21 protein-coding genes are annotated in these 26,057 nt (G+C 60.6%); 4 read left to right on the top strand and 17 right to left on the bottom strand.

All coding sequences use genetic code 11. From position 1 onward, the window contains the following. The first annotated feature begins 79 nt into the window (after positions 1-79). Both ACZ47E_RS20300 and ACZ47E_RS20295 read left to right on the top strand, forming a co-directional pair. Positions 80-1,102: a LacI family DNA-binding transcriptional regulator gene (locus tag ACZ47E_RS20300; RefSeq protein ID WP_003505469.1), complete on the top strand. Its 1,023-nt coding sequence runs from the start codon at positions 80-82 to the stop codon at positions 1,100-1,102. Positions 1,103-1,498: 396 nt separating this feature from the next. Next, positions 1,499-2,461, top strand: coding sequence for a 2-hydroxyacid dehydrogenase (locus tag ACZ47E_RS20295; RefSeq protein WP_142182758.1), 963 nt, complete (start codon positions 1,499-1,501; stop codon positions 2,459-2,461). Between the two features lie 162 nt (positions 2,462-2,623). Here the strand turns inward: ACZ47E_RS20295 and ACZ47E_RS20290 are convergent, their stop codons facing one another. From ACZ47E_RS20290 to ACZ47E_RS20240, 11 genes are all read right to left on the bottom strand, one after another. Next, on the bottom strand, positions 2,624-3,751 hold the full coding sequence (locus ACZ47E_RS20290; protein WP_125271339.1) for a Gfo/Idh/MocA family protein: 1,128 nt from the start codon (positions 3,749-3,751) through the stop codon (positions 2,624-2,626). Between the two features lie 152 nt (positions 3,752-3,903). Next, positions 3,904-4,716, bottom strand: a complete 813-nt coding sequence (iolB, locus tag ACZ47E_RS20285; RefSeq protein ID WP_278067586.1) for a 5-deoxy-glucuronate isomerase — start codon at positions 4,714-4,716, stop codon at positions 3,904-3,906. 205 nt (positions 4,717-4,921) lie between these two features. Then, the gene (gene iolE / locus ACZ47E_RS20280; RefSeq protein WP_072493023.1) at positions 4,922-5,830 is read right to left on the bottom strand and encodes a myo-inosose-2 dehydratase; all 909 of its coding nucleotides are present in this window, start codon (positions 5,828-5,830) and stop codon (positions 4,922-4,924) included. 1 nt (position 5,831) lies between these two features. Next, complete coding sequence (iolD, locus tag ACZ47E_RS20275) at positions 5,832-7,658, bottom strand: 3D-(3,5/4)-trihydroxycyclohexane-1,2-dione acylhydrolase (decyclizing) (protein ID WP_278067585.1); 1,827 nt, start codon at positions 7,656-7,658, stop codon at positions 5,832-5,834. Beyond that, positions 7,655-9,571: a bifunctional 5-dehydro-2-deoxygluconokinase/5-dehydro-2-deoxyphosphogluconate aldolase gene (locus ACZ47E_RS20270; protein ID WP_278067584.1), complete on the bottom strand. Its 1,917-nt coding sequence runs from the start codon at positions 9,569-9,571 to the stop codon at positions 7,655-7,657. The genes iolD and ACZ47E_RS20270 overlap by 4 nt, the downstream gene beginning before the upstream one ends. 205 nt (positions 9,572-9,776) lie before the next feature. Beyond that, entirely contained in the window at positions 9,777-10,592 is an 816-nt protein-coding gene (locus ACZ47E_RS20265) for a MurR/RpiR family transcriptional regulator (protein WP_004445154.1), read from the bottom strand. Between the two features lie 273 nt (positions 10,593-10,865). Continuing rightward, on the bottom strand, positions 10,866-11,582 hold the full coding sequence (locus ACZ47E_RS20260; RefSeq protein WP_004445152.1) for an ABC transporter ATP-binding protein: 717 nt from the start codon (positions 11,580-11,582) through the stop codon (positions 10,866-10,868). Next, entirely contained in the window at positions 11,563-12,327 is a 765-nt protein-coding gene (locus ACZ47E_RS20255) for an ABC transporter ATP-binding protein (protein ID WP_004445150.1), read from the bottom strand. Before ACZ47E_RS20255 ends, ACZ47E_RS20260 begins: the two co-directional genes overlap by 20 nt. Then, entirely contained in the window at positions 12,324-13,331 is a 1,008-nt protein-coding gene (locus ACZ47E_RS20250) for a branched-chain amino acid ABC transporter permease (protein WP_278067582.1), read from the bottom strand. Before ACZ47E_RS20250 ends, ACZ47E_RS20255 begins: the two co-directional genes overlap by 4 nt. A 1-nt stretch (position 13,332) precedes the next feature. Further along, complete coding sequence (locus tag ACZ47E_RS20245) at positions 13,333-14,196, bottom strand: branched-chain amino acid ABC transporter permease (protein WP_004445147.1); 864 nt, start codon at positions 14,194-14,196, stop codon at positions 13,333-13,335. Between the two features lie 90 nt (positions 14,197-14,286). Next, the gene (locus tag ACZ47E_RS20240) at positions 14,287-15,459 is read right to left on the bottom strand and encodes an ABC transporter substrate-binding protein (protein ID WP_004445145.1); all 1,173 of its coding nucleotides are present in this window, start codon (positions 15,457-15,459) and stop codon (positions 14,287-14,289) included. Between the two features lie 340 nt (positions 15,460-15,799). Between ACZ47E_RS20240 and ACZ47E_RS20235 the strand changes: the two genes are divergently transcribed. Next, the gene (locus ACZ47E_RS20235; RefSeq protein WP_006700227.1) at positions 15,800-16,174 is read left to right on the top strand and encodes a hypothetical protein; all 375 of its coding nucleotides are present in this window, start codon (positions 15,800-15,802) and stop codon (positions 16,172-16,174) included. 26 nt (positions 16,175-16,200) lie between these two features. Here the strand turns inward: ACZ47E_RS20235 and ACZ47E_RS20230 are convergent, their stop codons facing one another. From ACZ47E_RS20230 to ACZ47E_RS20210, 5 genes are all read right to left on the bottom strand, one after another. Then, the gene (locus ACZ47E_RS20230; protein ID WP_278067581.1) at positions 16,201-17,934 is read right to left on the bottom strand and encodes a M14 family metallopeptidase; all 1,734 of its coding nucleotides are present in this window, start codon (positions 17,932-17,934) and stop codon (positions 16,201-16,203) included. A 5-nt stretch (positions 17,935-17,939) separates the two neighbouring features. After that, positions 17,940-18,788, bottom strand: coding sequence for an ABC transporter permease (locus tag ACZ47E_RS20225; protein WP_113382266.1), 849 nt, complete (start codon positions 18,786-18,788; stop codon positions 17,940-17,942). Positions 18,789-18,794: 6 nt separating this feature from the next. Continuing rightward, on the bottom strand, positions 18,795-19,718 hold the full coding sequence (locus ACZ47E_RS20220; protein WP_172965715.1) for an ABC transporter permease: 924 nt from the start codon (positions 19,716-19,718) through the stop codon (positions 18,795-18,797). A 76-nt stretch (positions 19,719-19,794) separates the two neighbouring features. Further along, positions 19,795-21,330 carry an ABC transporter substrate-binding protein gene (locus tag ACZ47E_RS20215; RefSeq protein WP_037092269.1) on the bottom strand — a complete coding sequence of 512 codons (1,536 nt, stop codon included), beginning with the start codon at positions 21,328-21,330 and terminating at the stop codon, positions 19,795-19,797. A gap of 41 nt (positions 21,331-21,371) precedes the next feature. Beyond that, on the bottom strand, positions 21,372-23,192 hold the full coding sequence (locus tag ACZ47E_RS20210) for an ABC transporter ATP-binding protein (protein WP_004445135.1): 1,821 nt from the start codon (positions 23,190-23,192) through the stop codon (positions 21,372-21,374). A 479-nt stretch (positions 23,193-23,671) separates the two neighbouring features. Here ACZ47E_RS20210 and ACZ47E_RS20205 point away from each other — a divergent pair, with 479 nt between their 5' ends. After that, positions 23,672-23,974 (top strand): putative quinol monooxygenase, encoded by a 303-nt coding sequence (locus ACZ47E_RS20205; RefSeq protein ID WP_278067580.1) that lies wholly within the window; start codon positions 23,672-23,674, stop codon positions 23,972-23,974. Positions 23,975-24,037: 63 nt separating this feature from the next. On the opposite strand, the gene ACZ47E_RS20200 is transcribed toward ACZ47E_RS20205, so the two are convergent. Next, the gene (locus ACZ47E_RS20200) at positions 24,038-25,939 is read right to left on the bottom strand and encodes a bifunctional sugar phosphate isomerase/epimerase/4-hydroxyphenylpyruvate dioxygenase family protein (protein WP_107339671.1); all 1,902 of its coding nucleotides are present in this window, start codon (positions 25,937-25,939) and stop codon (positions 24,038-24,040) included. Between the last annotated feature and the right edge of the window lie 118 nt (positions 25,940-26,057).

The following is a 26,057-nucleotide window of genomic DNA, read 5'->3' as shown; positions in this document are numbered from 1 at the left end:
TTGCGGATTTTGTTTAAATTGTTTAATTGCGATTTAAACGGAGCCATCCGTCACTGACACGCGTTTGGGGAGGAATGCCGTGGCCCAAAAGGTCAAACTGTCTACCATCGCCGAAAGTCTCGGCCTTTCAACCGCCACCATTTCCCTTGCATTGCGCGACAGTCCGCTGGTCGCCGCCGACACGCGTGACAAGATCAAGGAACAGGCGCGGGCGCTGGGCTACATCTACAACCGCCGCGCCGCCAGCCTGCGCACCTCGCGCTCCGGCATTGTTGGTGTCGTGTTCCATGACGTGATGAACCCCTTCTATGGCGAAATCCTGAAAGCCATTGAAAGCGAGCTGGACCGCAGCCGCCAGACCTTCATCCTGTCCAACCATTATGATTCGGTTGAAAAGCAGCGCACCTTCATCGAGACGCTGCTGCAGCTCGGCTCCGACGGCATCATCATGTCGCCGGCCATCGGCACGCCGATCGAGGACATGACGCTCGCCGAAGAAAACGGCATGCCTGCCATTCTGGTGGCCCGTTCCATGGATGGCGTTGATATGCCGACCTATCGCGGCGACGACAGCTACGGCATTTCGCTCGCCACCAACCATCTGATCAGCCTCGGCCACCGCACCATCGCCATGGTCGGCGGCACTGACCAGACTTCCACGGGCCGTGACCGTTACCAGGGTTACGTCAATGCGCTGCGCAAGGCCGGCATCGAGGTCGACCCGAACCTGCGAATTCCCGGCCCGCGCTCCAAGCAGGGTGGTTTCGAGGCGGCGGTGCATTTCCTGTCGCTGCCGCAGAAGCCGACCGCCGCCGTGTGCTGGAACGATCTCGTCGCCATCGGTCTCATGAACGGTATTTCCCGCGCCGGTCTGGTGCCGGGTGTCGATATCTCGGTAACGGGCTACGACGACCTGGAGGAAGCTGCCATCGCCACTCCGGCGCTCACCACCGTTTCCAACGGCCAGGCCGAGGTCGGGCGCCTGGCGGCCCGCGCACTGCTGGACAGGCTGGCGGGCAGCCATGAACCTGACGGCATTCACCTCATCAAGCCGGAAATGCGTATCCGGCAATCGACCGGGCCGGTGCGGCCGCGGGTGTGAGCGTATCGCCCTCGCAGGCCTGGATACGGCAGGTTACGTGCTCCTCGCCGTCTACGGTGTTTCCTTCCTCCGTCATTCCGGCCTTGAGCCGGAATCCGGCCGCCGCGTGTCTACGCGGTGAAAAACAGTCATTCAGCCCAATGACTTGGGCTGGCTGGATGCCGGATCAACTCCGGCATGACAACCTTGCAAGTGCCGCAGCAAAGGCTGCATGATGCTGCCGGGCGCTAAAAAAAATCGGCATGAAACGTCGCTCTGCCCCCATAGCTTCCGCTTATTGGCCTTTTCACGGCAGCCGTTGTTTGAAAAGATCGCGGTCCGATGGAGCAGGATGGCGGGTAGTTTGCCCGCAACCCTCTCCGGCTATTGGAATGTTATCAGGAGGAATATCCGCTTATGTCTGACAAAAAGGCCGTCGTTCTCGTTCCCGGCAAGATCAATCCGCGCGTTCTCGAACGCCTCGAAGGCAAGGTCGAGATTGTCACGGCACCCGCCGGCGCAGAGCCGGTTCTGCCTGACGGCGCGGCGGAGCGCATCAATGCCATTGCCGTTTCCGGCGCCGTCAACGCCAAATGGATCGACGCGCTGCCGAAGCTCGAGATCATCGCCAATTTCGGCGTAGGTTACGATGGCGTTGATGCCAAACACGCCGCCACGCGTGGCATCGTGGTGACGAACACGCCTGATGTGCTCAATGACGAAGTGGCCGATACGACGATTGCTCTGTTGATCAATACCGTGCGACGTCTCTATCAGGCCGAAACCTGGCTACGGGCTGGCAAGTGGGTCGGCGAAGGCCCGTTCGCGCTGTCGCCGTTTTCGCTGCGCGGCCGCAAGGTTGGCCTGTTCGGCATGGGCCGCATCGGCCAGGAAATCGCCAAGCGGCTGGAGCCTTTCAAGGTGGAGATCGGCTATCACACCCGCAGCAAGCGCGACGAACTCTCCTACACCTATTACGCTTCGCTGAAGGAGATGGCTGAGGCCGTCGATACGCTGATCTGCATCGTGCCGGGCACGCCGGAGACGCACAAGGCGATCAATGCCGACATCCTGACCGCGCTCGGGCCGGAGGGCGTTTTCATCAATGTCGGTCGTGGCTCCAGCGTCGATGAGGACGCGCTTCTTGAGGCGCTCAAAAACGGTGCGCTGGGTGCTGCCGGTCTCGACGTGTTTTATGCCGAACCGAAAGTGCCGGAGGCCTTCCTGTCGCTGCCAAACGTTTCCCTGTTGCCGCATGTCGCTTCTGCGTCCATCCCGACGCGCAATGCGATGGCCGATCTGGTGGCCGACAATATTCTCGGCTGGTTCAGGGATGGCAAGGTGCTGACGCCGGTGCCGGAGACGCCGGTTAAGGAGTAAGGTCGGAACCTCCACGCACCGTCACCCCGGACTTGATCCGGGGTCCAGCGCGATCAAGTCTTTGATCGCGAAAGACTCCTCTCACGGCGCAGACGCGTCGTGGCTGGATGCCGGATCAAGTCCGGCATGACGGAGGAGACGTTTTCGCCCGTTGTGGGCGTTCTATTCCACGATCTCCGCGCTTCCCACCCAGCGCCCTTCGGCAAAAGACCGTGCCATGGCGTGAATGCTGCGCTCGATCTTCAGCCCCTCCTCGAAGTCGATGATATGCGCCTTTTTCCCTTCGATCGCCGCGATCAGCTCCCGGCATTCGATGACCTTCAGGTCATTGAAGCCGAGACCGTGGCCGGGGGCGGGGATGAAGCGGTCGTAGGGCTTGTGGTGCGGGGCGGTGAGGATAGTCCTGAAACCTTGCTCTTCCGGGCGTCCATCCGTGGTGTAGAGCTGAAACTCGTTCATCCGTTCCTGATCGAACAGGATCGAGCCGGTGGAGCCATAAATCTGAATGGCGATGCGCCCCTTGCGGCCCCAGGCGGAACGGTTGGCGATGAGCACGGCGGAAATGCCGCCTTCAAGTTTCAGGAGAACGCTCGCGAGATCATGAGTCTCAACCGCGCGTTCGCCGCCGCCGGCAAGCGGACGGGTCTCGTAAGGTTTGACCATGTCGGTAATGGCGCTTTGTGCGTGGCCGAACAGGGCGTAAAGCAGCGATAGCGGGTGCACGGCGAAATCGTCCAGCGCGCCGTAACCGGAAGACGCCTCACTCTTCCAGTAGAAGGGCTGGGTGGCATCGGCCATGAAGTCCTCATCCATTTCGGCACGTACATGATAGACCCTGCCGATCGCACCTTCGTCGATCAGGCGGCGGATGTGGCGGATGACGGGGTTCTGGATGTAGTTGTAACCCATCGCCGCCGCCTTGCCGGACTGGCGGGCCGCATCACGCATCTTCACCGCGTCAGCAAAGGCGGGCGCCATCGGCTTTTCACACCAGACATGCTTGCCGGCCTCAAGCGCGGCAATCGCCATTTCCGGGTGGAAGGCGTTGGGCGTGGTGACGGAGATCACGTCGATCTCGGGATCGGAAAGCAGGTCGCGCCAGTTGCCTGTCGAGCGGGCAAAACCGAACTCTGCGGCTTTCTTCGCGGCAAGCTCGGGGTTGACTTCCGCCAGCGTCACGAGGCGGGGGCGTTCCACATCGCCGAAGACGCTCGTGACGTTATTCCACGCCAGCGCGTGGCATTTGCCCATGTAACCGGTGCCGATAAGGCCCACGCCAAGAGCGGTCATGGTGTTCTCCTCCCGAAATTATTTGAATTAATACAATTCGTTAATTGCGTTTGTTGTGTGCCAAGACAGTCTCAAGACGTGTCTTCGCGCACTCCCTCATCCCTGTGACAGGCACAGGGATGAGGGAGGCGGCGATGTTTGCCCGAAATGCCTTACGGATTATCGCGCTTGAAAATCCAGTCATGATCCGGGTGGTTCTTGAAGCGCCATTTGCGCATCGGCCCCGCCATCACGTTCAGATAATACATCTCGTAACCATAGGGCGCGCCGCAGGGGTGGTGGCCCTTTGGCACCAGCACGACATCCCCATCGGATACCGCCATGGTCTCATCAAGCGAGCCGTCTTCGGTGAAGACGCGCTGGAAACCGAAACCCTGCGCCGGGTCGAGGCGATGATAATAGGTCTCTTCGAGATAGGTCATGTCGGGATAGTTATCCTCGTCATGCCGGTGCGGCGGATAGGAAGACCAGTTGCCCGAGGGTGTGAAGACTTCCGTTACCAGCAGGCTGTCGGCGACGTCGCGTTCTTCCATGGCGATGGGGAAGATGTATCGCGTGTTGGCGCCCTTGCCGCGTTCCGTCAGCTGCACGCCGTCAGGTCCGATCTGCTGTGCCTCGCGGTTGCCTTTTTCGCCGGGAGCAGTGCAGACGCCGATGGTGCAATCCGTTGTGGCCGTCAGCGACCATTCGGAACCGGCCGGAACATAAACGCAATGCGGCGGCTTGCGCTCGAACACATTCATGCGGTCACCGAGTTCACCGAAATCCTTGCCGCCAGCGGAAATCGTCGCCTTGCCTTCGACCAGCACGAGAATGACTTCCGTGTCGCCGGTGCTTTCGGCTGCCGTCTCGCCCGGCTTCAGTCGGTAAAGGCCGAAACCGACATAACCCCAATCCGCGCTTTGGGGCGTGATATCGTGCACCTTGCCGCTTGTCGCGACCGGCTTGCGCAGAAGTGAGGTCATGGTGTCGTTCCTTTTTCGTGTGTAGCACAAACATGTCGTTCGGTAGTTTCGCGCCCTGCCGTCATTCCGGCCTTGAGCCGGAATCCAGCTGACGCGCGTCTGCGCGGCGCGAAGACTTTTTCAGCCCAAGGACTTGGGCTGGCTGGATACCGGCTCAAGGCCGGTATGACGGGTGGGATAGGTCACCCGCCTTCCTTGGCTCAGCTCAAGCGGCCTGAGCCTTGTCCAGCCCCGCTTCGCGCGCAAACGCCTTCAGCGATTTCAGCCCGAGGCTCTGATATTCGAACGGGTTGCGCACGTCAGGATCCTGCTCGGCCTCGATCACCAGCCAGCCGCTATAGCCATGCTCGGCCGCCACTTTCAGCACGGGCGGGAAGTTGACGCCGCCTTCGCTATCGCCCGGCACGGTGAAGACACCGCGGCGAACGCCTTCGAGGAAGGAGAGCCGCTCATTGCGGACCTGATCGGCAATGACCGGGCGCACGTTCTTGGCATGGATATGGCCAACGCGGCCCATGTATTTCTGCGCGACGCGAACGGGGTCGCCGCCGCCGAACAGGCAATGGCCGGTATCGAGCAGCAGATGCGTCTTCGGACCGGTGTGCTGCATCAGAAGGTCGATCTCGTCTTCGCTCTCGACCACCGTGCCCATGTGGTGGTGATAAACGAGGGTGACGCCCTGTTCTGCGGCAAAGGCGGCCAGCGCTTCCACGCCTGCGCCGAATTTCGCCCAGTCATCGGCCGCAAGGCGCGGACGGTCTACCAGCGCCGTGTTGTCCGCGCCGTGGATGGCGTTGGAGGTCTCGCAGACGATGATGACCTTCGAGCCCATGGCCTTCAGAAGGTCAAGCGCCTGCTGCATCGCCTTCTTTTCGGATTCGATATCGTCGGTCAGAAGGTTCAGCGAATGCCAGCCCGAGACGAAGGAGAGGCCGCGCGGCGAAAGCACACCCTTCAGGCCTTCCGGGTCGGTCGGGAATTTGTGACCCTTTTCGATGCCGTCGAAACCGATCTTGGCGGTTTCATCAAGGCATTGTTCCAGGCTGATATGGGCGCCCAGCGTGCGGTCGTCGTCGTTGGACCAGGCGATGGGGTTGGTGCCGTAACGGATCATCTTACTGTCTTTCCTTGACATGGTTTTCATAACGGACGCGGGCCGGGCCGATTTCGGCGCGGACTGAGACTTCAGGCACCGCGACATCCCACCAGTGGCCACCGGCCTGCGGTGTCGGATAGGGGTCGGTATCGATGACGATGACGGTCGTGCGGGTGGAGGCGCGGGCGGCGGCGAGGGCCTCTTCCAGTTCGGTTATGGTCGAAACCTTGCGTGCATCCGCGCCCATCGAGCCGGCATGGGCGACGAAGTCGATGGCGATGGGATTGACGTTGGTATGGGCGTAGAGGTTGTTGAACTCCGCGCCGCCGGTTTCCATCTGCAGACGGTTGATGCAGCCGTAACCCCTGTTGTCGGTAATGACGAGCGTGATCTTCACGCCCATGGCGACCGATGTGGCAAGCTCGGAATTCATCATCATATAGGAGCCATCGCCGACCATGACGATCACGTCCCGGTCCGGTTCCGCCATCTTGATGCCGAGACCGCCGGCGACCTCGTAACCCATGCAGGAGAAGCCGTATTCCATGTGATAGGAAAGCGGCAGCTTGGATTTCCAGAGCTGGTGCAACTCGCCCGGCATGGTGCCGGCCGCGCACATGACGACGGTATCGTCGCGCGACTGGCGCTGGACAGCACCGATGACCTGCATGTCGGTCGGCAGGCTGTTTGCGTGCTCTTCGCCCGGCGCCGCCGTATCGGCATCGGCTTTTTCGAACCATGCTGCCTTGAGGCCGGCATCCGGCGCTGCAAAACGGTGGCTGCCGAGGGCTACGGAGAGCTTTTCAAGCCCGATCTTCGCATCCGCCGTCAGGCTAATCGCATCATGCTTGGCGCTGTCATAGGGCTGGACGTTGAGCGCCAGGATTTTGCGGTTCGGGTTCTTGAATAGCGCCCAGGAGCCGGTGGTGAAATCCTGAAAGCGGGTGCCGACACCAAAGACCAGATCGGCCTTTTCGCTGATGATGTTGGCGCTTTCGGCACCGGTAACGCCAACGGGGCCGAAATTGAGATCGTGATCCCAAGCCAATGCTGATTTACCGGCCTGCGTTTCGACGACGGGGATGGAGTGGGTTTCGGCAAAGCGCTTCAGCGTCTCCGTTGCGCCGGCGAAATGAACGCCGCCGCCAGCAACGATGATGGGGTTCTTCGCGGCCTTCAGCGCCGCGACGGCCTCTTCGAATTCCACCACGTCGGGCTCGGGGCGGCGCTGGCGCCAGACCCGCTTTTCGAAGAAGCTTTCGGGATAATCATAGGCTTCCGCCTGTACATCCTGGCAGAAGGCGAGCGTGACGGGGCCGCAATCGGCAGGGTCCGTCATGGTGCGCATGGCGCGGGGGAGGGCGGTGAGCAACTGTTCCGGGCGCATGATGCGGTCGAAATAGCGGCTGACAGGACGGAAGCAGTCATTCACCGTCATGGTGCCATCGCCGAAATCTTCGAGCTGTTGCAGCACGGGGTCCGGGCCACGATTGGCGAAGACATCGCCGGGGATGAGCAGGACGGGCAGGCGGTTGACATGCGCCAGCGCTGCCGCCGTCACCATATTGGCGGCACCCGGGCCGATGGACGAGGTGACCGCCATGGCGCGGCGGCGGCGCAGCTGCTTGGAATAGGCGATGGCCGCGTGGGCCATGGACTGCTCGTTCTGGCCGCGATAGGTCGGCAGCTCGTCCCTGATGCCGTAAAGCGCTTCGCCGATCCCGGCGACATTGCCATGGCCGAAAATCGCCCACATGCCGGCGATATAGGTTTCGCCATGTTCATTCATCTGCGCTGCCAGGTAACGAACCATGGCCTGCGCAGCCGTCAATCTTACTGTCTTCACGCTGCCTCTCCCTTTTTGGCGCGCGCCTCATCCCAAATACGGCACAGGCTGGTATAGCGCTGCGCCATATCCTTGACCGCTTCCTCGTCGGTCATCTTGCCGGAAAGCCAGCCGCGGGCGGCGTCGGCAAAAATCGTGCGGCCAACGGCGAAACCCTTGACCAGATCGAAACCAGCCGCAAGGCGGAAGCTTTCTTCCAGCTCACTCTGCGGTGCGTCGAGACCGAGAACGACGATGCCCCTCACGTAAGGGTCGTTGCGGTTAACGGCGTCGCAGGCATTCTTCCATGCCGCGGTGGTTTTCATCGGCTCCAGCTTCCACCAGTCCGGGTAAACGCCGATCTCGTAGAAACGCTCGATGATGCGGGCGGCGGTAAGATCGTCGGTCGGGCCGACCTTGGAGGGGATGATCTCCAGCAGCATTTCCAAGCGGTTGCGCCGTGCGGCCTCGAACAGCCGTATCACGGTCTCTTCCTGTGCAGCGCGCATCTCATCCGTGTCATCGGGGTGATAGAAACAAAGTACCTTGACGACATTTTCGAGCGGCCATTCGGCGAGCCCGCCAAAGTCCTTGCCGAGATCGGGTTCCAGTGTCAGCGGACGGGAACCCGGCCATTCCACCGGACGGCCGATCCAGAGGCCGGAGCCGCTGGCGGCAAACAGCGCGTCACGTCCAAGGCGTCCGTCGCAGAGAATGCCATAGCCCGGCTCACCACCGGAAACTTTTTGCGCGGCCTGGAGGCAAAGCTTCTTGAAGGCGCCGATCTGCTCATGCTTGACGCCAAGCTCGTCGGCGATCGCTTCCAGCTGCATGCGATGGTCGAAAGCGAAGACGCGCATGGTCTCCCAATCGCCCTTGCGGTTGGTGGACCAGTGCACCTGCTCCAGCGCCTCGTCCTTGCGCAGCGCCTTGTTGCGAATGCCGGCCTTGAAGAAATATTGCAGCTCTTCCCAGCTTGGATAGGCAGGCGTGCAGCCATGGCGGGAGACGGCGAAAGCGCCGCAGGCATTGGCGTATTTCAGCGTCGTCGGCCAGTCTTCGCCGCGCAGCCAGCCGCGGAACAGCCCGGCCATGAAGCCGTCCCCAGCGCCCAGAACATTGAAGACCTCGATCGCGAAACCTTCGCCCGTCTGCCCGTCATCGAGGCTTGCAGGAATATCGCCGGTGAAGACCGAAGCACCCATCGGGCCGCGCTTGCACACCAGCGTGGCATTCGAAACGTTGCGCACGGCATTCAGTGCGGTCAGCGTATCTGTCGAGCCGCCGGCAATGTGAAATTCTTCTTCCGTGCCGACGATCAGATCGAAGAGATGCAGGGTGGATTGCAGCTTGGCGGTGACCTTCTGCGATTCCACGAAACGGCTCTCGCCATCGCCATGGCCGGCCACACCCCAGAGATTGGGGCGGTAATCGATATCGAGCGCGGTTTTTGCACCATTTTCGCGGGCAAGTTTCAGGGCCTTCAGCACGGCCGCTTCCGTTCTTGGATGCGACAAATGCGTGCCGGTGGCGCAGACGCAGGCCGCCTCGGCAATGAAGGCGGGATCGATATCGTCTTCGCTCAGCGCCATGTCGGCACAGTTTTCGCGGTAGAAAATCAGCGGAAACTGGTTCTGGTCACGAATGCCGAGCAGCACCAGCGCGGTCAGGCGCTCCGGGTCGGTTTTCACGCCGCGCACGTCAACGCCTTCGCGCACCAGCTGTTCGCGGATGAAGCGGCCCATGTGCTCGTCGCCGACGCGGGTGATGACGGCGCTGTTAAGGCCAAGCCGCGCAGCACCGGCTGCGATGTTGGTGGGAGAGCCGCCAATATATTTGGCAAAGGAGGCCATGTCCTCCAGACGGCCACCGACCTGCGACCCATAAAGGTCAACAGACGAGCGCCCGATCGTGATGAGATCAAGTTTTTTCAAAAGGTTCCTCCTTAGCACCGCACGCTGGCGCGGTCTGCCTCATGTGTGTCGAGCGGATCAGGCAACCATGCCGCCAGCTATCGCCATCCCCGCTCCGGTGAGCCTCCTCCGCTCACATGGCCCGTCACGAGAAGGACAGTCGTGGAATGTCCGTTTCATGAATTTGGATCATAAATTCTATTTTTTCCGTTTTCAATAAAAATATTCAGGCCGTCTTGCGTGTTCCCACAGCCACGGCCAGCGTGATGGCGAGACAGAGCGTGGCCGAAAGGGAGCGGAAAGCGCCGAAATCGATCTCTGTAACCGTCAGCAGCGTTGCGCCGGATTTCCTTAGCGGATTGACGGCGGAATCGGACATGGCGACAACCGGAACGCCCTTGGCGCGGGCCGTTTCCGCCAGTTCCAGCGTCTCGGTAGAGTAGGGGGAAAAGGTGATTGCGATCAGCGCGTCGTCGCGGGAAATCGCACTGATATTGCCGAGCCCGCCCACGGCGCTATGCAGAACCGCCGGCACCTTCATCTTCTCGAAGGCATAGGCCAGATAGCTGGCAATGGGGAAGGACCGCCGCAGGCCGACGATATGCACGGTGCGCGCCTTGGCCAGCACGGAAACCGCCTCATCGAGCTGTCGGGTGTCGACCGATTTCAGCAGCATTTCCAGCGACGAGCGGCCGGCTTCCACGAATTCGGCAAGCAGGCCGGACGCGCTTTCATCACCCTTTTCGCGCAGATGATCGAGCCGCGTGGCATAATCCGGCCAGCCGCCGACATAGGAATCGCGGAACAGGCGCTGCATTTCCGAAAATCCGGAAAAACCCATGATCTGGCAGAAACGCATGAAGGCCGAGGGTTGCACGCCGGCGCCTTCAGCCATTTCGGCGACGGTGGAAACGGCGATTCGATCCTGATTGGAGGCGACATAATCGGCACATTGCCGCAATCGTTTCGGCAAACCCTCCGCCACCTGGAGCAGCCGCTCCTCAAAAGCCTTTACGGAGTCTGGCGCCTCGATTGCCGTCATTGTCGTTCCCTGGTGCAGATTGAAATCGTGTGCACTTTAACTGCAATGGAATTTTTATTCCATTGGGTTTTTCGGAGGAAGGGCAGATGAGACGGCGGGGGCTTTGTATGATCGGTCACCCTCCGTCGCTCCGGCCTCAAGCCGGAATCCAGCCGACGCGCGTCGGCGCGGCGCGAAGGGTCTCTTCACCCCAAAGACTTGGGGTGCCTGGATGCTGGCTCAAGGCCGGTATGACGGAGATTATATATGAACGCGCAATGGCGATGCGTTGGCTTAGTGCAGCCCACCCACGCCTAGATGTGTATCGATAATATCCGGGTTCTCCACCAGTTCGCTCGACGGTCCGTCCCAGACGATGCGGCCGCGTTCCATGATGATGGCGTGGTCGGCGAAGTCGATGGCCATCTGGATGCGTTGTTCGACGAGAAGAATGGTCATTTCGCCGGATTGCGCGAGCTTGGAGAAGGCGGCCATCAGCTCTTCGCAGATGACGGGGGCGAGGCCTTCGAGCGGTTCATCGAGCAGCAGCACCCGCGGCTGGCCGAGAATGGTGCGGGCGGTGGACAGCATCTGCTGTTCGCCACCGGAAAGTTGCGAGCCGAGATTGCGGCGGCGCTCCTTGAGGCGCGGAAACAGCGTGTAGGCTTCCTCTATCGCCGATTTCGGTCGCCCCTTGAGGCCCACGAACAGGTTTTCCTCCACCGTCAGCGTCGGAAACACGTCACGGGTCTGTGGCACGTAACCGAGGCCGGCCTTGGCGCGCGCAGCACTTGGCAGGGTGCCAATCTCCTGCCCCCCGATGCGGATATCGCCGGAAAAACGCTTCGTCTGGCCGGCCAGCGTGGCGAAGAGGCTCGTCTTGCCGACGCCGTTGCGGCCGAGCACGGCGAAACGCGAGCCCGATGGCACGGAAAGCGACAGGCCCTCGATGACCCTCGTCGGGCCATAACCGGCCGTGAGGTTGACGATTTCAAGCGGCGCTGCGGGCATCGGCGTAACTTCCCAGATAGGCTTGGCGGACTTCCGCATTGCTGGTGACATCATCAGGCGAACCGTCGAAGATGACGGCGCCGGCGGCCAAAACGACGACGCGCTTGGCAAAACGGAAGACCAGATCCATGTCGTGTTCGATCATCAGGATCGCGAGGTCGGATGGCAGCCGGTCAAGCGCCTGTTCGATACGCGCGGTTTCTGTGGAAGGCACGCCGGCGGCAGGTTCGTCGAGCAAGAGGATTTTCGGGCGAAGCGCCATGGCAAGCGCGATCTCGATCAGCCGCTGCTGGCCATAAGCGATTTCGCGCACCTTTGTTTCGGCGAGAGCCGTGAGGCCAAGCGTGCCGAGAATGTCGCGGGCTTCGCCCATCACCGCAGGCATGGCACGGTAACGGCCGAAAATCCGGCCGGTCTTTCCCTCACGCTGGAGAATGGCGAGCGCCACGTGCTCCTCTGGCGTCATGTCCTGAAACAGCCTGGTAACCTGGAAGGAACGTACGAGCCCGCGTTTCACGCGCTGGCTGGCGCTGAGGCCCGTCACATCCTCGCCGGCGATGCGCACCGTGCCGGCTGACGGCTTAATATTGCCGGTGACGAGATTGACAAAGGTCGTCTTGCCGGCGCCATTGGGGCCGATGAGTACCGTCCGGTCTCCCGGCGACAGCGACAGCGAGACGTTGTTGGTGACGACGAGGCCGCCGAAATTTTTCTGCAGGCCGGAGACTTCGAAAATGGCGCTCATTTGCGACCTCCCCGGAGACGCGCGATGATCTGTTCGCCTGCGCCATAAAGGCCGCGCGGCGCGAAGAGCACGACGGCGATCAGCAGCAGGCCGACAATGGTGAGCCAGTGAAACGGGTTGGCGGCGGAAACCACGTCTTCAAACCACATGAAGGTGACGGTGCCGATCAGCGCGCCGTAAAGGGAACCCGCGCCACCGAGCACCAGCATGACCAGCCCCTCGGCCGATAGCGTGAAGCTGAGGCTGTCCAGGCCGACGACCTGCGTGGAGATGGCGTTAAGCGCACCACCAATGCCGGCGACGATGCCTGAAATAATGAACATCTTCAGGATTGTACCATTGACGGCGCCGCCCATGGCCTGAATGCGGATACTGTCCTGTTTGACGCCGCGGCACAACATGCCGAAGGGTGAATTGACGACCACCTTTAGAGCGAGGAAGACGACAAGCAGCAGGCAGACACCATAGATATAGGCGGTGCGGCCGAAGAGGTCGAATTCGAAGGTGCCGAACAGCGCGTCCGGCGAAACGCCGGCAAGACCGTCGCTGCCGCCGGTCCAGCCTGAAGCCTTGTTCGCCGCCTCGTGGAACAGGTGGATGACGGCGATGGATAGCACAAGCTGTGGAAGCCCGTGGGCACGCAGCAGCACCGCGCCGGAAAGCAGCCCGGCCACGCCGCCCGCAGCCGCGCCGATGGCGGTCATGAGAAGCGGGTCGGTGATTTCGAAATGGGCGGCGGCGATGCCGGCGGCATAAGCGCCGGCGCCGAAGAGGGCGGCATGGCCAAGCGTGGCGACGCCGCAATAACCGGTGACGAGATCGATCGACAGCACCAGAAGCGCAATGGCTATGATGCGTGTCAGAAGTGCCAGATTATCCGGAAACAGGTAATAACCGGCAACAGCGGCGGCGATGATGAGGAGCGGCCCCGCGAGCGCGCGCAGTGGTGAGCGCGCCTTCGGAATGTCTGCCGTTTCAGTCACGTCGTTCATGAGCACCGCCATCTCATTTCGCCCTTCCAAGAAGGCCGCGCGGGAACAGCGTGATGATCACGATGACCGCCAGATAAAAGAAGAATTCGCCATATTCGGGCGCAAGATATCGCCCGGTCGTATCGATGGCGCCGAGCAGCAGACAGGCGATCAACGCGCCGGGAATGGAGCCCGCGCCACCAACGGAAACCACGACCAGAAAGGTGACCATGTAGCGCAGGGCATAATAGGGTTCCACCGGCAGCAGTTCCGCGCCGATGACGCCGCCCATGGCGGCTAGTCCGACGGCGATGGCGAAGCTGACGGCATAGATGATTTCGGTGCGCACGCCGAGGGCTGCGGCCATGGCGGCATTATCGACCGCCGCGCGCAGCTTGATGCCGAAGGCGGTCTTTTCAAAGGTGAACCACAGCGCGCCGGCCACGGCAAGACCGCAGGCAATGGCGAAGATGCGGTGGGTGGCGATGGTGCGGAAGCCAAGATCGGTGGGGCCGGCCAGCTGCTGCGGCAGCGGAATGGTCTTCAGCGTCGGGCCGAAAACGAAGTTCGCGATGCCAATGATGCAGAAGGTGATGCCGATGGTCATCAGCACCTGTGTCAGTTCCGGCGCGCCATAGATGCGGCGATAAAGGAAACGTTCGAGCGGTATGGCGATGACGATGGTGCCGACGATGGCGACGAGGATCGCCGCCGCATAACCGAGACCCAGTCCGTGGGCGGCATAGGAGGCGAGATAACCGCCGATCATGGCGAAAGCGCCGTGCGCCAGATTGACCACACGCATCAGCCCCATCGTGACCGAAAGGCCGATGGATATGATGAACAGGACCATGCCATAGGCAAGCGCATCGATGAGGATGCTGAAGACCGTCTGCATGATGAAGAAACTCCTCCCGGTGCTGCAATGCCCGTCCGGGCCGGAAACGGGCCGCCACTGGCGGCCCGGCAATATTGTCCTGTCTGGCCGTTACTTCGCGGCGGCGAGACCCGGATCGCCCTGTTTTTCGAAGGTCTGGACTTCCTTGTTGTAATAGCTGCCGTCATCGGCCTTGGCTACTTCGCGCAGATAGATGTTCTGCGTGATGTGGCGGCTTTCCGGGTCGATGCTGACCGGGCCGCGTGGGCTTGTCCAGGAAAGGCCCTTGACTGCCTCGACCGCCTTTTCCGCATCCTGCTTGCCGCCAGTGGCCTCGATCATCTTGCTGATGACATACATGCCGTCAAAGGCGCCGACGGAAGGGAAGGAGAGTTCCTTCGGATTGCCGATTGCCTTGGTTGCGGCTTCCACGAAGGTCTTGTTCTCGGGTGAATCATGCGAGATGGCATAATGGAAGGTCGTCTGCATGCCGAGTGCGGCTTCCCCGAGCGCCGGCAGGTCGGATTCCTGCGTCAGATCACCCGGCGCGAAGAGCTTGACGCCTGCGGATTTCAGGCCGTTGTCGTTGAAGGCCTTGACGAAACCGAGCGTGGTCGGGCCCGATGGCAGGAAGGCGAAAACACCCTGTGCGCCGGAATCCTTCACACGTTGCATGATGGGACTGAAATCATTGGTGGAAAGCGGCATGCGGATGGTTTCAACCACTTCGCCGCCGGCAGCGGTGAAGGCCGCCTTGAAAGCATTTTCGGCATCGACGCCCGGGCCATAATCGCTGACCAGTGAGATGACCTTCTTCACGCCGCCGTCAAAGGCCACCTTGGCGATGGGGGTGGAAGTCTGCCAGGTGGTGAACGACGTGCGCACCACATAGGGGCTCTTGGTCACGATGGCCGAGGTGGCGGCATTCATGACCACCATCGGCACGTTGCCCTGCTTCAGCAGGGGTGTGACGGCCATGGCGTCAGGGGTAAAATAGAAGCCGGCAAGATATTGCACGCCTTCCTTCACCACCAGCTCCTGCGCCAGTGCCTTGGATTGCGCCGGATCGGCCTGCGGCACATCGCGATAGACGACCTCGACCGTGTCATTGCCGACCTTGTTACCGTGAAGGGCAAACCAGGCATCGATGCCGGCCTTGAAGTTCTTGCCCTGCAGCGCAAACGGGCCGGAAAACGGGCCGACAACGCCCACCTTGATCGTTTCTGCATAAGCGGCAGAGCTGAAACAGATGGCCGCTATCGCCACGGTGATCCGAAATTTCATGGTTTCCTCCAAATTCGCCTGTGGCTCCCATCCACCGGTCCAGGCTGCCAGATTGATGATTAAGAATATCAAAGTAAAATGAAATAAGGGGGGTAATAAATAACCTGACGGTTATCAATACCGCGTCTTTGACGCCTTGCCCATATCGGATCGGGAAATCAGCCCGGCGCCTGCCCCTTTTTCAGCTCCGCATCGGCCTTGGTCTTCGCGGTCAAACAGTTCGGGGCAAATGTCGCCTGCAACCGCGCGACCGGCCGTCCCGCAACCAGAGCTTTAACCAGTTCTAAGGGGATTTTTCGTAGTCTCCCCAAGCATATTTAGAACGTTATTTGGTGTCTTGATGGGCGAATATCAGAATAAAGCTGTTGAGCTGATGCGCAATCGCGTTGGAGAAAACAGGCTCAACAACCGGATCGAGCGTCGTGAAGCATTTCTGCGCAAGGCGCTGACGCTTTATCATGCCATGGGTGGTGCGATGGAGGATGTGGAAGCGGCCGTCAAGGACGCCGTGTCATCACCTGCACCGACCATCGACGTGGCCGTTGGCGACGTGATGTACAAGCTGGCCGCCATCGGCCATGTGGCCGATCTCGATATTATCCAGGCGGGATATAACAAGCTTGATGCCGCCAACCTGCATATTCTCAGCAAGGGCAAGAAGCTGCTGCAAAAACAGCGCGATCAGAAACTGGCTGCGACAACGCCGGGGAAGTGAACCGCCCGCCCGGGGCGGTTGCCGTATCAGGCCACTTGCGGCGACAGGATTTCCTGCCAGGCATCGTAGGCGGACAGCACCGTTTCCATTTGCGCGGTGTGGCCGGTGATGAAATCCGTGCCATAGATGGTTTCGTCGGGATATTCGGTGATCAGCGTCATCGGCACGGTGTGGCGGTCATCGATGGACGACAGGCACGGAAAGCCGTTGATGATGCGGAAACCGGTTTCGCCGGCGTGGATTTCATAAAGCGCGATCTGGCGGTTATTGTAGTCTAGCAAGCCGGGAATGGCGCCGAGATGGCGGGTTACCTTGTCCAGCAGGGCTTCCGCTCGGCTTTCCCAGTCCGCATGGTGGCGGATGATGAGGAAGAAACCCTTCGGCAGCGTCCACATGGCGAAATTGCGCGGCACATAACCGGATAGTGGTCTGGTCCACTCATGCGAGGGATAACCGTGCAGGTTCACATGCAGGCTGGCGCCGCTCATTTCCTGCGCCTTGAAGCGAATTTCCTTCTCGTTCAGATGCGCAGCCGAATTTTCCGGCGTGCGATATTCGAGGTCATCGCCAAGGGCGGTGTACCGCGCCGCATGATGCATGTGGCGCGGATTATCGACGCGCAGACGCTGATGCAGGGCGTAACCGTCAGGATTTTCCAGCGGCGAGATGGTGAAATGCGCGCCCTTGCGATCAGCGAGTTTGCGGGCGCCGCGGATGGCGCCGACGATGCCCGTCGTCTCGTTGGGGTGCTGGCCGCCGCTGATCATCACCGCGGCATCGCTGCCGGCGACATAACGGGCGGAAAGGACGCGGCCGGAGCGGGAGCGCGCCTGGAATGCCTCGCCGCCGATTTCCTCAAGCAGCCCTGCGAGCTGGCCTGCCGCAACCGGTTCGCGCGCCTCATCGATCGGTTGCTCGCCGCCATCGAGGAAGGCGGTTGTGAGCGGGCGGGTCTCGATGTGAAGGGTGATCTCGCCTTCGCTTTTGACGATTTCCGGTACGATCTGGCCGGGCTTGAGGCCACGGTCACCCAGCGGGCGGCCAGATTTTTTCTGAAAGAACTCCAGCAGCGAGAAATAGAAATCCTCGTGCAGCGCTTCGCGCAGGCTGACGACCTCATCACCAACGGAAAGAGGCAGATCTTCTGCCGGATGGGTAACACGGATGTTCAGTTCCTCGAAATAGGGCTCTTCATCGCCCCAGCCGTGGTTGGCGACGGCACTGATTGCCGCTTCAAAAAGCTGTTCGTAATCCGTCTCCAGTCGCTCGCCCGAGGCATCACCGGCAAGCCGGAACCAGCCGGTTGGCGAGACATTGGTTTCGCCGACGATATCGGTATGAACCCGGTTCGGAGCCAGAACCTTCAGAGTTTCCGTCTTGCCACGGCGGCTCAGCGTCACCTCATAATGGAAACTGCCGTCCTCGCGGGCGATGAAATCCAGCTTCGCATCGCCCACCAGCGCCGCCAGCGGATAGGCCTCCAGCCGGAAACGGTTGGAGGGGGCGTTTTCGTGCACCGGGTAACGCACTTCGATGGCGTCGACGCCATCCAGATTGATCTCTTCCAGAAAGGTGAAGAGAAGCGGCTTGTAGGCGCTGCGGATGCGGGCGCAGATGCCTTTTTTCTTCAGCCTCTCTTCAGTCTCGCGGCGGCTTTTGGCGTCATCGAAGGTCCATGCCTCGAAGGACTGGCCGGGCTCGGCTTTGGCGACAAGCGCGTCCAGTGTGCGTTCGAAGGTCTTGTCGAAAATCTGGCTCATCACGGTTACCTCGAGGTTCTGCCTGTTGGGTCGAGGCTGTCGCGCAGCCAGTCGCCGAGAAGGTTGAGGCCAAGCACGGTCAGAAGAATCGCAAGGCCGGGAAAGACGCTAACCCACCATGCCGTCTGCAGATAGGTACGCCCATCCGCCAGCATGCCGCCCCAGCTCGGAATTGTCGGATCAACGCCGAGACCGAGGAAGGTGAGGCTGCTTTCCAGCAGGATGTTGTTGGCGACGTTGAGCGTCATCAGCACGATGACAGGGCCGATGAGGTTCGGCAGCAGGTGCTGAAGGATGATGCGCCAGTCTTTCACGCCGATGGCGCGGGCGGAAAGGATGAATTCCCGCTCCCTGAGTGTCAGCACCGAGCCGCGCACGAGACGGGCATATTGCACCCATTGCGAGATGATCAGAAGGATGATGGTGTTGGTGAGACTGCCGCCGACAATGGCGATGAAGGTGATGGCGAGCAGGATGAAGGGCATGGCGAGCTGGATATCGGCAAAGCGCATGACCAGCATATCCCAGAAGCCGCGATAATAACCAGCCACAAGGCCAACGGCGACGCCGAAGATGACCGCGCCGATGACCGAGGTGAAACCGACCAGCAGCGAAATCTTGCCGCCGGCGACGACGCGGGCGAGCACATCACGCCCGAGCGGATCGGTGCCCAGGGGATGGGCGGCATTGGCGAAGGGTTTGGCAAGGCGCGCCATCAGATCGATCTTGTCAGCTCCGCCCGGAAACAGCACATCGGAAAAGATGACGGCAAGGCAGATGATTGTCGTCAGCGACGCGCCGAGGACGAATTCGAGATTGGTGAAGCGCGCGAGACGCGAGGTTTTGGCAGCCATCGTCACTTACTCCGTGCGGATGCGCGGATCGACAAGCCCATAGGCGATATCGACCAGAAGGTTGATGCCGACGATCATCAGCGACAGCACGGTGATGACGGCCTGAAGCACGGGATAATCGCGCGCGCCGACCGCGTCGAAGGCGAGCGTGCCGAGGCCCGGCCAGTTGAAGACGCGCTCGATAACGACGATGCCGCCAAGCAGCCCACCAAATTGCAGGCCGAAATAGGTGATGAGCGGAATGGCGCAGTTGCGCAGCGCATGTTTGTAGAGAACCTTGCTTTCACTGAGCCCCTTGGCGCGCGCCACCATGACGTATTGAGAGCGCAGCGTATCAAGCATGGCCGTGCGCACAAGTCGCACATTGGTGGCCGTCAGGATCACACCCATGGTGACCGCGGGCATGATGTAGCTCGCAAAACCGCCCATGCCGCTTGGCGGTAGCCAGCCGAGCGTGATGGAGAACAGCAGCACCAGCATGGTGGCCAGCCAGAAATTCGGGAAGGAAAGGCCGACGAGCGAGAAGATGCGGATCACCTGATCCGCCGTCTTCCCGCGCGATGTTGCGGCCTTGATGCCGAGCGGGATGGACAGCGCAATCGACACCGCCATGGAGATGAAGGCCAAGAGCAGCGTGGCGGGCAGGGCATCGGCAATGAGGCGCGAGACCGGCGTGCTGCCGGTGAAGCTGCGGCCGAAATCGAGCGTCACGAGGCCCTTCAGGAAGCTGAAATATTGCACGAAGAACGGCCGGTCGGTGCCGAGCGCCGCACGGATGCGCGCCAGATCATCTTCCGTCATGCTGCCGCCGCCCTGGAACATGGTGACGGCGGGGTCACCCGTCAGGCGGATGGCGAAAGAAACGAGAAGGGTGATGGCAATGACGACAAAAATCGCCTGCAGCAATCGCTTGATGAGGAAACCGGCCACGTTTTTTACCTTGAAGAGAAACCCGGCCTTGCCCGCATTGCGGCGGGCAAGGTGTGTTGATCAGAAACCAGCCTGATTATTCGACGGTAACGTCGGTCAGCTTCAGGCGATTGTCAGGCGGTGCGACAAAACCCTTGACCCGCTTGTTGATGCCGTAAATGGCATTGGTGTTGTAGAGCGGGATTTCCAGCGCGCGTTCGGCGGTGTAGCTGCCGATTTCCTTGAGAATCTTTTCGCGCTCGGCACGGTCGATCAGCGGACGCTGGGACTCAAGCAGCTTGTCCAGCTTTTCGTCCTTGTCATAGGGGTTCCACTTTTCACCCGAGTGATACATGGAATAGGCGGTGTTATCGTAATCGAAGGTCCAGCCGCCCCATTTCTGCTGGAACATCGCGCCGGTCTTGCCCTGCGGAATGATGTCGTTCAGGAGAACGTTGGTTTCATATGGCTTGATGGTAGCGGTGATGCCAACCATGGAGAGGTAGCTGGAAATGACCTGCGCCACCTCGTTCATCGTCGCGTCATTGCCGCGGATGTCGATCTGCAGCGCCGCACCCGGCTTGACGCCGGCTTCCGCGAGAAGCTTCTTGGCGCCTTCCGGGTCGTAAGGCAGCGGCTTCAGTTCGGGGTCGTAACCGAAGGACAGCGCGCTCTGGAAGCTTGCGATTTCCGATGCCTGGCCGGCAAGGATCGACTTGACGATCGTGCCGCGGTCGACGGCCATGATGATGGCCTTGCGGACCTTCGGATCGGCGGTGATGCCGTCACGGGTGTTGAAACGCAGCGCGTCGACCGTCGGGCCGGGAACGCTGACGATCTGAAGCTTGGAATCGCCTTCGATGACCGGGATCATGCCGATCGGGATGGTGGGCGGAATGACGAGATCGACGCGGCCTGCCTGCAATTCGGCAACGGCGGTCGCCGGCTCTGAAATGAAGCGGTATTCCAGTTCGGAAAGCTTCGGTGCGCCGCCCCAGTAATCCGGGTTGGCTTCAAGCTTGATGTTGGTCTTCGGTGCATAGGATACGAATTTGAACGCGCCGGTGCCGATAGGGTTGAGGTTGAAGTTGTCCTCACCCTTTTCCTGGATATATTTCGGCGGCACGATCATGCCGCCATAACCGGCAAGCTTGGTAAGCAGAACCGGATCCGGCGCCTTCAGCTTCATGTCGACGGTGTAGTCGTCGATGACATCGACGCTTTCGATGGCGACATAGTTGGAGCGCTGCGGGCCCTTGGCACCCTGTTCGCCGAGAAGGCGCTCGAAGGTGAACTTGACGGCGGCGGCGTTAAAGGGCTCGCCATTGTGGAACTTGACGTTCTGGCGCAGCTTGAAGCGGATGCGCTTGCCTTCATCCAGCTCTTCCCAGGATTCGGCGAGGCCGGGCACGACCTTCAGGTCCGGGCCGCGATAGGTGAGGCCATCGAAGATGTTGGTGGCGACAGCGGCCCATTGAACGAGGAAGGTGTCGATCGGATCCCAGCTGCCCGGATCCTGCGGGCTGGAAATGGTCATCTTGCCGGCGGCAAGAGCCGGTGCGGCGGTCAAGGCCGTTGCGGCCATGGCAAGCGCGACGAACGTTGTCGTCATCCCCTTCTTGATTATTGTCATCTACCTGTTCCTCTTCAGATGGTTGTGGTTCTGGTTGTTATTCAGGCGCTCTTCGCGATGAAGTGGCCCGGATTGATTTCCTCATGGGCGAGAATGGCCGGCTCATCGCCGACACGGCGCACGGGATTGGGAATTTCGCCCTCGATCATGGCAATGCGGCGCTCGATGGTCGGATCGGCCACCGGCACGGCCGACAGCAGGCGGCGGGTATAATCATGCGTCGGCGTTTCGAAGACCTGCCGGCGGCTGCCCATTTCCATGATCTGGCCGAGATAAAGCACGGCGACGCGATGGCTCATCTTTTCCACGACAGCCATGTCATGGCTGATGAAGAGATAGGCGAGCCCGCGCTCGGCCTGCAAATCCATGAACAGATTGATGATCTGCGCCTGAATGGAAACATCGAGCGCCGACAGCGCCTCGTCGGCAATGATGAGCTTCGGATCGGAAGCGAGCGCACGGGCAATACAGACACGCTGGCGCTGGCCACCGGAAAACTCGTGCGGATACCGCGCGGCGTGCTCGGAGGAGAGGCCCACACGCTCCAGCAATTCATCCACCCGCCGCTTTACGGCTTTCTGATCATTGATCAAACCATGGGTGTTGATCGGCTCGGCAATCGAAAAACCAACCGTCTTGCGTGGATCGAGCGAGGCGAAGGGGTCCTGGAAGATATATTGCACTTCCTGACGCATGCGGAAGCGTTCCGCCGCCGACATCTGTGCAAAGCTGCGGCCGTTGAAGGTTATTTCGCCCGAGATGGCCGACTGCAACTGCTGGATGGTGCGGCCGATGGTGGATTTCCCCGAGCCGGATTCTCCCACCAGCGCCAGCGTTTCGCCGGCATGAATATCGAAACTGACCTTCTGCACGGCGCTGCACCGGTGCGTTGCCTTGCCGAACAGGTTCTTGCGGATATCGAAGCGCACGAACAGGTCCTTGACCGACAGAAGCGGTTTCTGGTCGTATTTCGCGGTATTTTGCACGCGCTCTTCACCGATCACGACCGGCTGGCCATCCTGCAGCACGGTGAGCGGCAGGCGCTTCGGAAAGGCTTCACCTTCCATGCTGCCAAGGCGCGGAACGGCGGAAAGCAGGGCGCGCGTGTAAGGGTGCTGCGGATTGGCGAAGATATCCTTGACCGGACCTTCCTCGACCTTCTTGCCCTTCCACATGACGACGACGTCATCGGCCATTTCCGCCACCACGCCCATGTCATGGGTGATGAAGACCATGCCCATGCCGAGCTTCTTTTGCAGGTCGCGCATGATGTTGAGGATCTGCGCCTGAATGGTCACGTCGAGCGCCGTCGTCGGTTCGTCGGCAATGAGAAGCTTCGGGCGACAGGCGAGCGCCATGGCAATCATCACACGCTGGCGCATGCCGCCGGAAAGCTGGTGCGGGTATCGCTTCAGAAGCTCGGCGGCATCGGGCAGGCGCACCATTTCGAGAAGCTTCTGTGCTTCTGCCATCGCTGCCTGCTTACCCATCTTCTCATGCAGCACAAGCACTTCGCAGATCTGGTCGCCGATGGTGAAGACGGGGTTGAGCGAGGTCATCGGCTCCTGGAAGATCATGGCGATCTCCTTGCCGCGGATCGAGCGCATCTCTTTCTGAGAGGCCTTCAGCAAGTCCCTGCCTTCAAACAGGATTTTGCCTGTCGGATAGGTCGCGCCCATCATGTCCGCAAGGCGCATGGTGGAGAGCGACGTGACCGATTTTCCCGATCCGGATTCGCCGACGATCGCCACCGTGCGGCCGGGCTCGACGCGAAAGGAAATATCGTCCACGACGCGGCTGTTGCCAAACTCGACGCTCAGGCCTTCGACGGACAGCAGGGCGTTTGCGTTTGCGGCAGTCATGTCAGTGTCTCCGGCGTGGCCTGCGCCGGTGAAGCGGCGCGGTGGTCTGGAAAAAGAAAAGGGCGATGGGCAGGCGAGCTACGCGCAACGCCGGGCGGGAATATCGAAAATGTCGGGTGAGATTGCATCTTCAGGATGCTTTTTCACAGGGAGCCGCGCGACAATCGATGCCCCGCATTAATAGCCGCAGTGCCGCCGCAGCCGTACCGGTCAAATCCATGGCAGCCACCCGACGCGAAACGCCGGATGCCAATTCGACAATGCGCATGAAACCTTATTCTCCCCCGCCCTTGTTTTATGGAAAAAGCTAACAAAACAGAACAATCATGTCCATAGTGTTGAACAATTTTTGTGTACTGCTCTACAAATACGCATATGCACCGATTTTGAGCGCGTGTTCCTGCACAATGCTTCGCAAAGAGGCGTGTACTCCGCCTGTAGCGCCACTAAAAACGCTGAGAAGAACGAAGAGGAATGGTATGCCGTGCATGAACAATAGGGCAGGCGCAGTCAGGCTGAGGGGTTTTCTACGATGCTTGTCCAAGCATGATGTCGATCTGGTCCGGCGCCACCTTCCTGAACATCTTCGTCTGACGAGAGAGGAGCCCGGCTGCATTTCCTTCGAGGTATTCGAGACAGACGATCCCCTGATCTGGCAGGTGGAGGAGCTTTTTGCCGATCGTGCCGCCTTTGATTTTCATCAGCAGCGGACGCGGGCGTCGGTGTGGTTTACGGCGACCTCCGCCATTCCACGCGATTACGAGATAACGACATTGGAATAAATGAGAACAGGCCGCAGCGCCATTCCTGCCGGCTGCGGCCTCGTCGGATTTCGCTGCCGAGACCTATTCCTTCGGCATGCCAACCGGCGGCGCAAGGCGTCGTTGCGCGGCGATGCGGAAGGGGGCGTTCATGGCACCATAACCGCCGTAAGCCCCGCGCCTTTCGATGATTTCGAAGAAGAAACCTTCGCCGAAGGTGCGGCTGTAGATCTGGAAATATTCGCCATTGTCGTCGCGGTCATAAAGGATGCTGGCGGCCCGGAGAGCATCGGAAAATTCCGGCTCCAGACCGAAACGCGCTTCCAGATCGTCGTAATAATTGCGCGAGATCGGCAGGGCGTGGAAGCCACGTGCCTGCATCGCCCTGGCCGTCGCGAAAATATCGTCGGTGGCGAAGGCGATGTGCTGGATGCTGGTGCCGAAACCTTCAGCGAGGAATTTGCCGGCGAAGGTCTTGCGATTGTCGGCGCCGTTCATGGTCAGGCGAAAATGCGGCGAGGGTACGCTTTCAATCGCCTGGCTGCGCACCAGCCCGCCCGGATCGACCACATCGATCATCGGTGTGCGGCGGGTAGAAAACAGCGAGGTGTAGAACAGAAGCCACGTCAGCATTTCATCGTAATGCGTTGTTTGCGCAAGATGATCGATCCTCTTCAGCCCGGCATCGCCAGCTGGTTTATTGTCGCCGACTGTCGCAAACTCATTGTCCCAGATGGAAGCAAGCGCCGGCGAATCGTCGAGGAAATAAATGACACCGTTGCCCACGCCCTGAATGGCCGGGACGGCGACTTCGCCCGTCTTGCGCGGCTCGGCGAAGGTGGGCGCACCCAGCGCTTCAGCACGCGCCAGCGCCGCTTTGGCGTCATCGACCTTCAGGCCGAATGCATAGGCATTGGTGCCGTGGATGGAATAGGACGCCCCGGCGAAACTGTCGCCGCCATCACTGGTATTGATGACGATGCGGATATCGCCCTGGGTGTAGAGGTCGACATCGCGATTGCGGTGATGTGCGGTTTTCTCGAAACCGAGCGTGGCGAGCAGCGCCTCCAGATTGATCTTTTCTTCCGGCGCCGTGGTGAATTCCACGAACTCCACGCCCCGCGTCTCAACCCGGTCCGGCATGGCGGGCACGTCGATTCTGATATCCGGCTCAAGACGGCGCACCTGATCCATCAGGTTGACGAGCGAGCGGTGGCCGTCCTCGGCGAGCAGCCGGGCCGAGCCGCCGCGGAACTGGTCATTGAAGATTTCGAGCGACAGCGGGCCGCTATAACCGGTTGCAGCCACGGCGCGCATGAAATCCACGACAGGCAGATCGCCTTCTCCCGGCATGTTGCGGAAATGGCGGCTCCAGTAGAGCAGGTCCATGTCGATCAGCGGCGCATCGGCCAGCTGGACGATGAAAATCTTGTCGCCGGGAATGGAACGGATGGAATTGGGATCGATCTTGCGCGACAGCGTGTGGAAACTGTCGAGAATGATGCCGACATTGGCGTGGTCGGCACGGCGCACCACTTCCCAGGCATCGCGGTGATCGCTGATGTGACGGCCCCAGGCCAACGCCTCGTAACCCACGCGCACGCCATGTTTTGCGGCAAGTTCGCCCAGCTGATGGAAGTCGGCGGCGGCGCGGTCTATGCCGCCGAGCGAGACCGGCGAGACATTTGAGCAGATCAGCATCAGATCTGTGCCGAGTTCGCCCATGATGTCGAATTTCCGCTGCGCTCTCTCGAAGGCGCGGGCGCGGTGCGGTTCCGGCATGCCCTCGAAATCGCGGAACGGCTGAAACAGGGTGATATCAAGTCCGTGGTCGGCAGCCAGTGCCTTTACCTCGCGCGGGGAGGCGTCATAGGTCAGGAAATCGTTTTCGAAAATCTCCACGCCGGAAAAGCCGGCCTTGGCGATCGCCGCCAGCTTTTCGGGGAATTCGCCACTGATCGATACGGTTGCAATGGATGTGCGCATTGGCATGCCGTGTCCTGCTGTGTCATAGCTCGCCATATTGCCTTCCTTTTCAGCCTTATGTACTGATTGGTTAATAAGCAGGGCGTGACCGCAGGCCGCCGCCCCACCGATGGAATGG

The organism is Agrobacterium sp. 5Ca39 (genome assembly GCF_055382365.1).
This window is presented reverse-complemented; position numbering and strand designations above follow the sequence as displayed.

What these genes read in the sequence shown, in the direction of transcription:
- ACZ47E_RS20295 (WP_142182758.1), top strand. Translation starts at nt 1,499, where the DNA reads ATGTCTGACAAAAAGGCCGTCGTTCTCGTTCCCGGCAAGATCAATCCG.
- ACZ47E_RS20290 (WP_125271339.1), bottom strand. Translation starts at nt 3,751, where the DNA reads ATGACCGCTCTTGGCGTGGGCCTTATCGGCACCGGTTACATGGGCAAA.
- iolB (WP_278067586.1), bottom strand. Translation starts at nt 4,716, where the DNA reads ATGACCTCACTTCTGCGCAAGCCGGTCGCGACAAGCGGCAAGGTGCAC.
- iolE (WP_072493023.1), bottom strand. Translation starts at nt 5,830, where the DNA reads ATGATCCGTTACGGCACCAACCCCATCGCCTGGTCCAACGACGACGAC.
- ACZ47E_RS20265 (WP_004445154.1), bottom strand. Translation starts at nt 10,592, where the DNA reads ATGACGGCAATCGAGGCGCCAGACTCCGTAAAGGCTTTTGAGGAGCGG.
- ACZ47E_RS20260 (WP_004445152.1), bottom strand. Translation starts at nt 11,582, where the DNA reads ATGCCCGCAGCGCCGCTTGAAATCGTCAACCTCACGGCCGGTTATGGC.
- ACZ47E_RS20255 (WP_004445150.1), bottom strand. Translation starts at nt 12,327, where the DNA reads ATGAGCGCCATTTTCGAAGTCTCCGGCCTGCAGAAAAATTTCGGCGGC.
- ACZ47E_RS20250 (WP_278067582.1), bottom strand. Translation starts at nt 13,331, where the DNA reads ATGGCGGTGCTCATGAACGACGTGACTGAAACGGCAGACATTCCGAAG.
- ACZ47E_RS20245 (WP_004445147.1), bottom strand. Translation starts at nt 14,196, where the DNA reads ATGCAGACGGTCTTCAGCATCCTCATCGATGCGCTTGCCTATGGCATG.
- ACZ47E_RS20240 (WP_004445145.1), bottom strand. Translation starts at nt 15,459, where the DNA reads ATGAAATTTCGGATCACCGTGGCGATAGCGGCCATCTGTTTCAGCTCT.
- ACZ47E_RS20235 (WP_006700227.1), top strand. Translation starts at nt 15,800, where the DNA reads ATGGGCGAATATCAGAATAAAGCTGTTGAGCTGATGCGCAATCGCGTT.
- ACZ47E_RS20230 (WP_278067581.1), bottom strand. Translation starts at nt 17,934, where the DNA reads ATGAGCCAGATTTTCGACAAGACCTTCGAACGCACACTGGACGCGCTT.
- ACZ47E_RS20225 (WP_113382266.1), bottom strand. Translation starts at nt 18,788, where the DNA reads ATGGCTGCCAAAACCTCGCGTCTCGCGCGCTTCACCAATCTCGAATTC.
- ACZ47E_RS20215 (WP_037092269.1), bottom strand. Translation starts at nt 21,330, where the DNA reads ATGACAATAATCAAGAAGGGGATGACGACAACGTTCGTCGCGCTTGCC.
- ACZ47E_RS20210 (WP_004445135.1), bottom strand. Translation starts at nt 23,192, where the DNA reads ATGACTGCCGCAAACGCAAACGCCCTGCTGTCCGTCGAAGGCCTGAGC.
- ACZ47E_RS20205 (WP_278067580.1), top strand. Translation starts at nt 23,672, where the DNA reads ATGCCGTGCATGAACAATAGGGCAGGCGCAGTCAGGCTGAGGGGTTTT.
- ACZ47E_RS20200 (WP_107339671.1), bottom strand. Translation starts at nt 25,939, where the DNA reads ATGCGCACATCCATTGCAACCGTATCGATCAGTGGCGAATTCCCCGAA.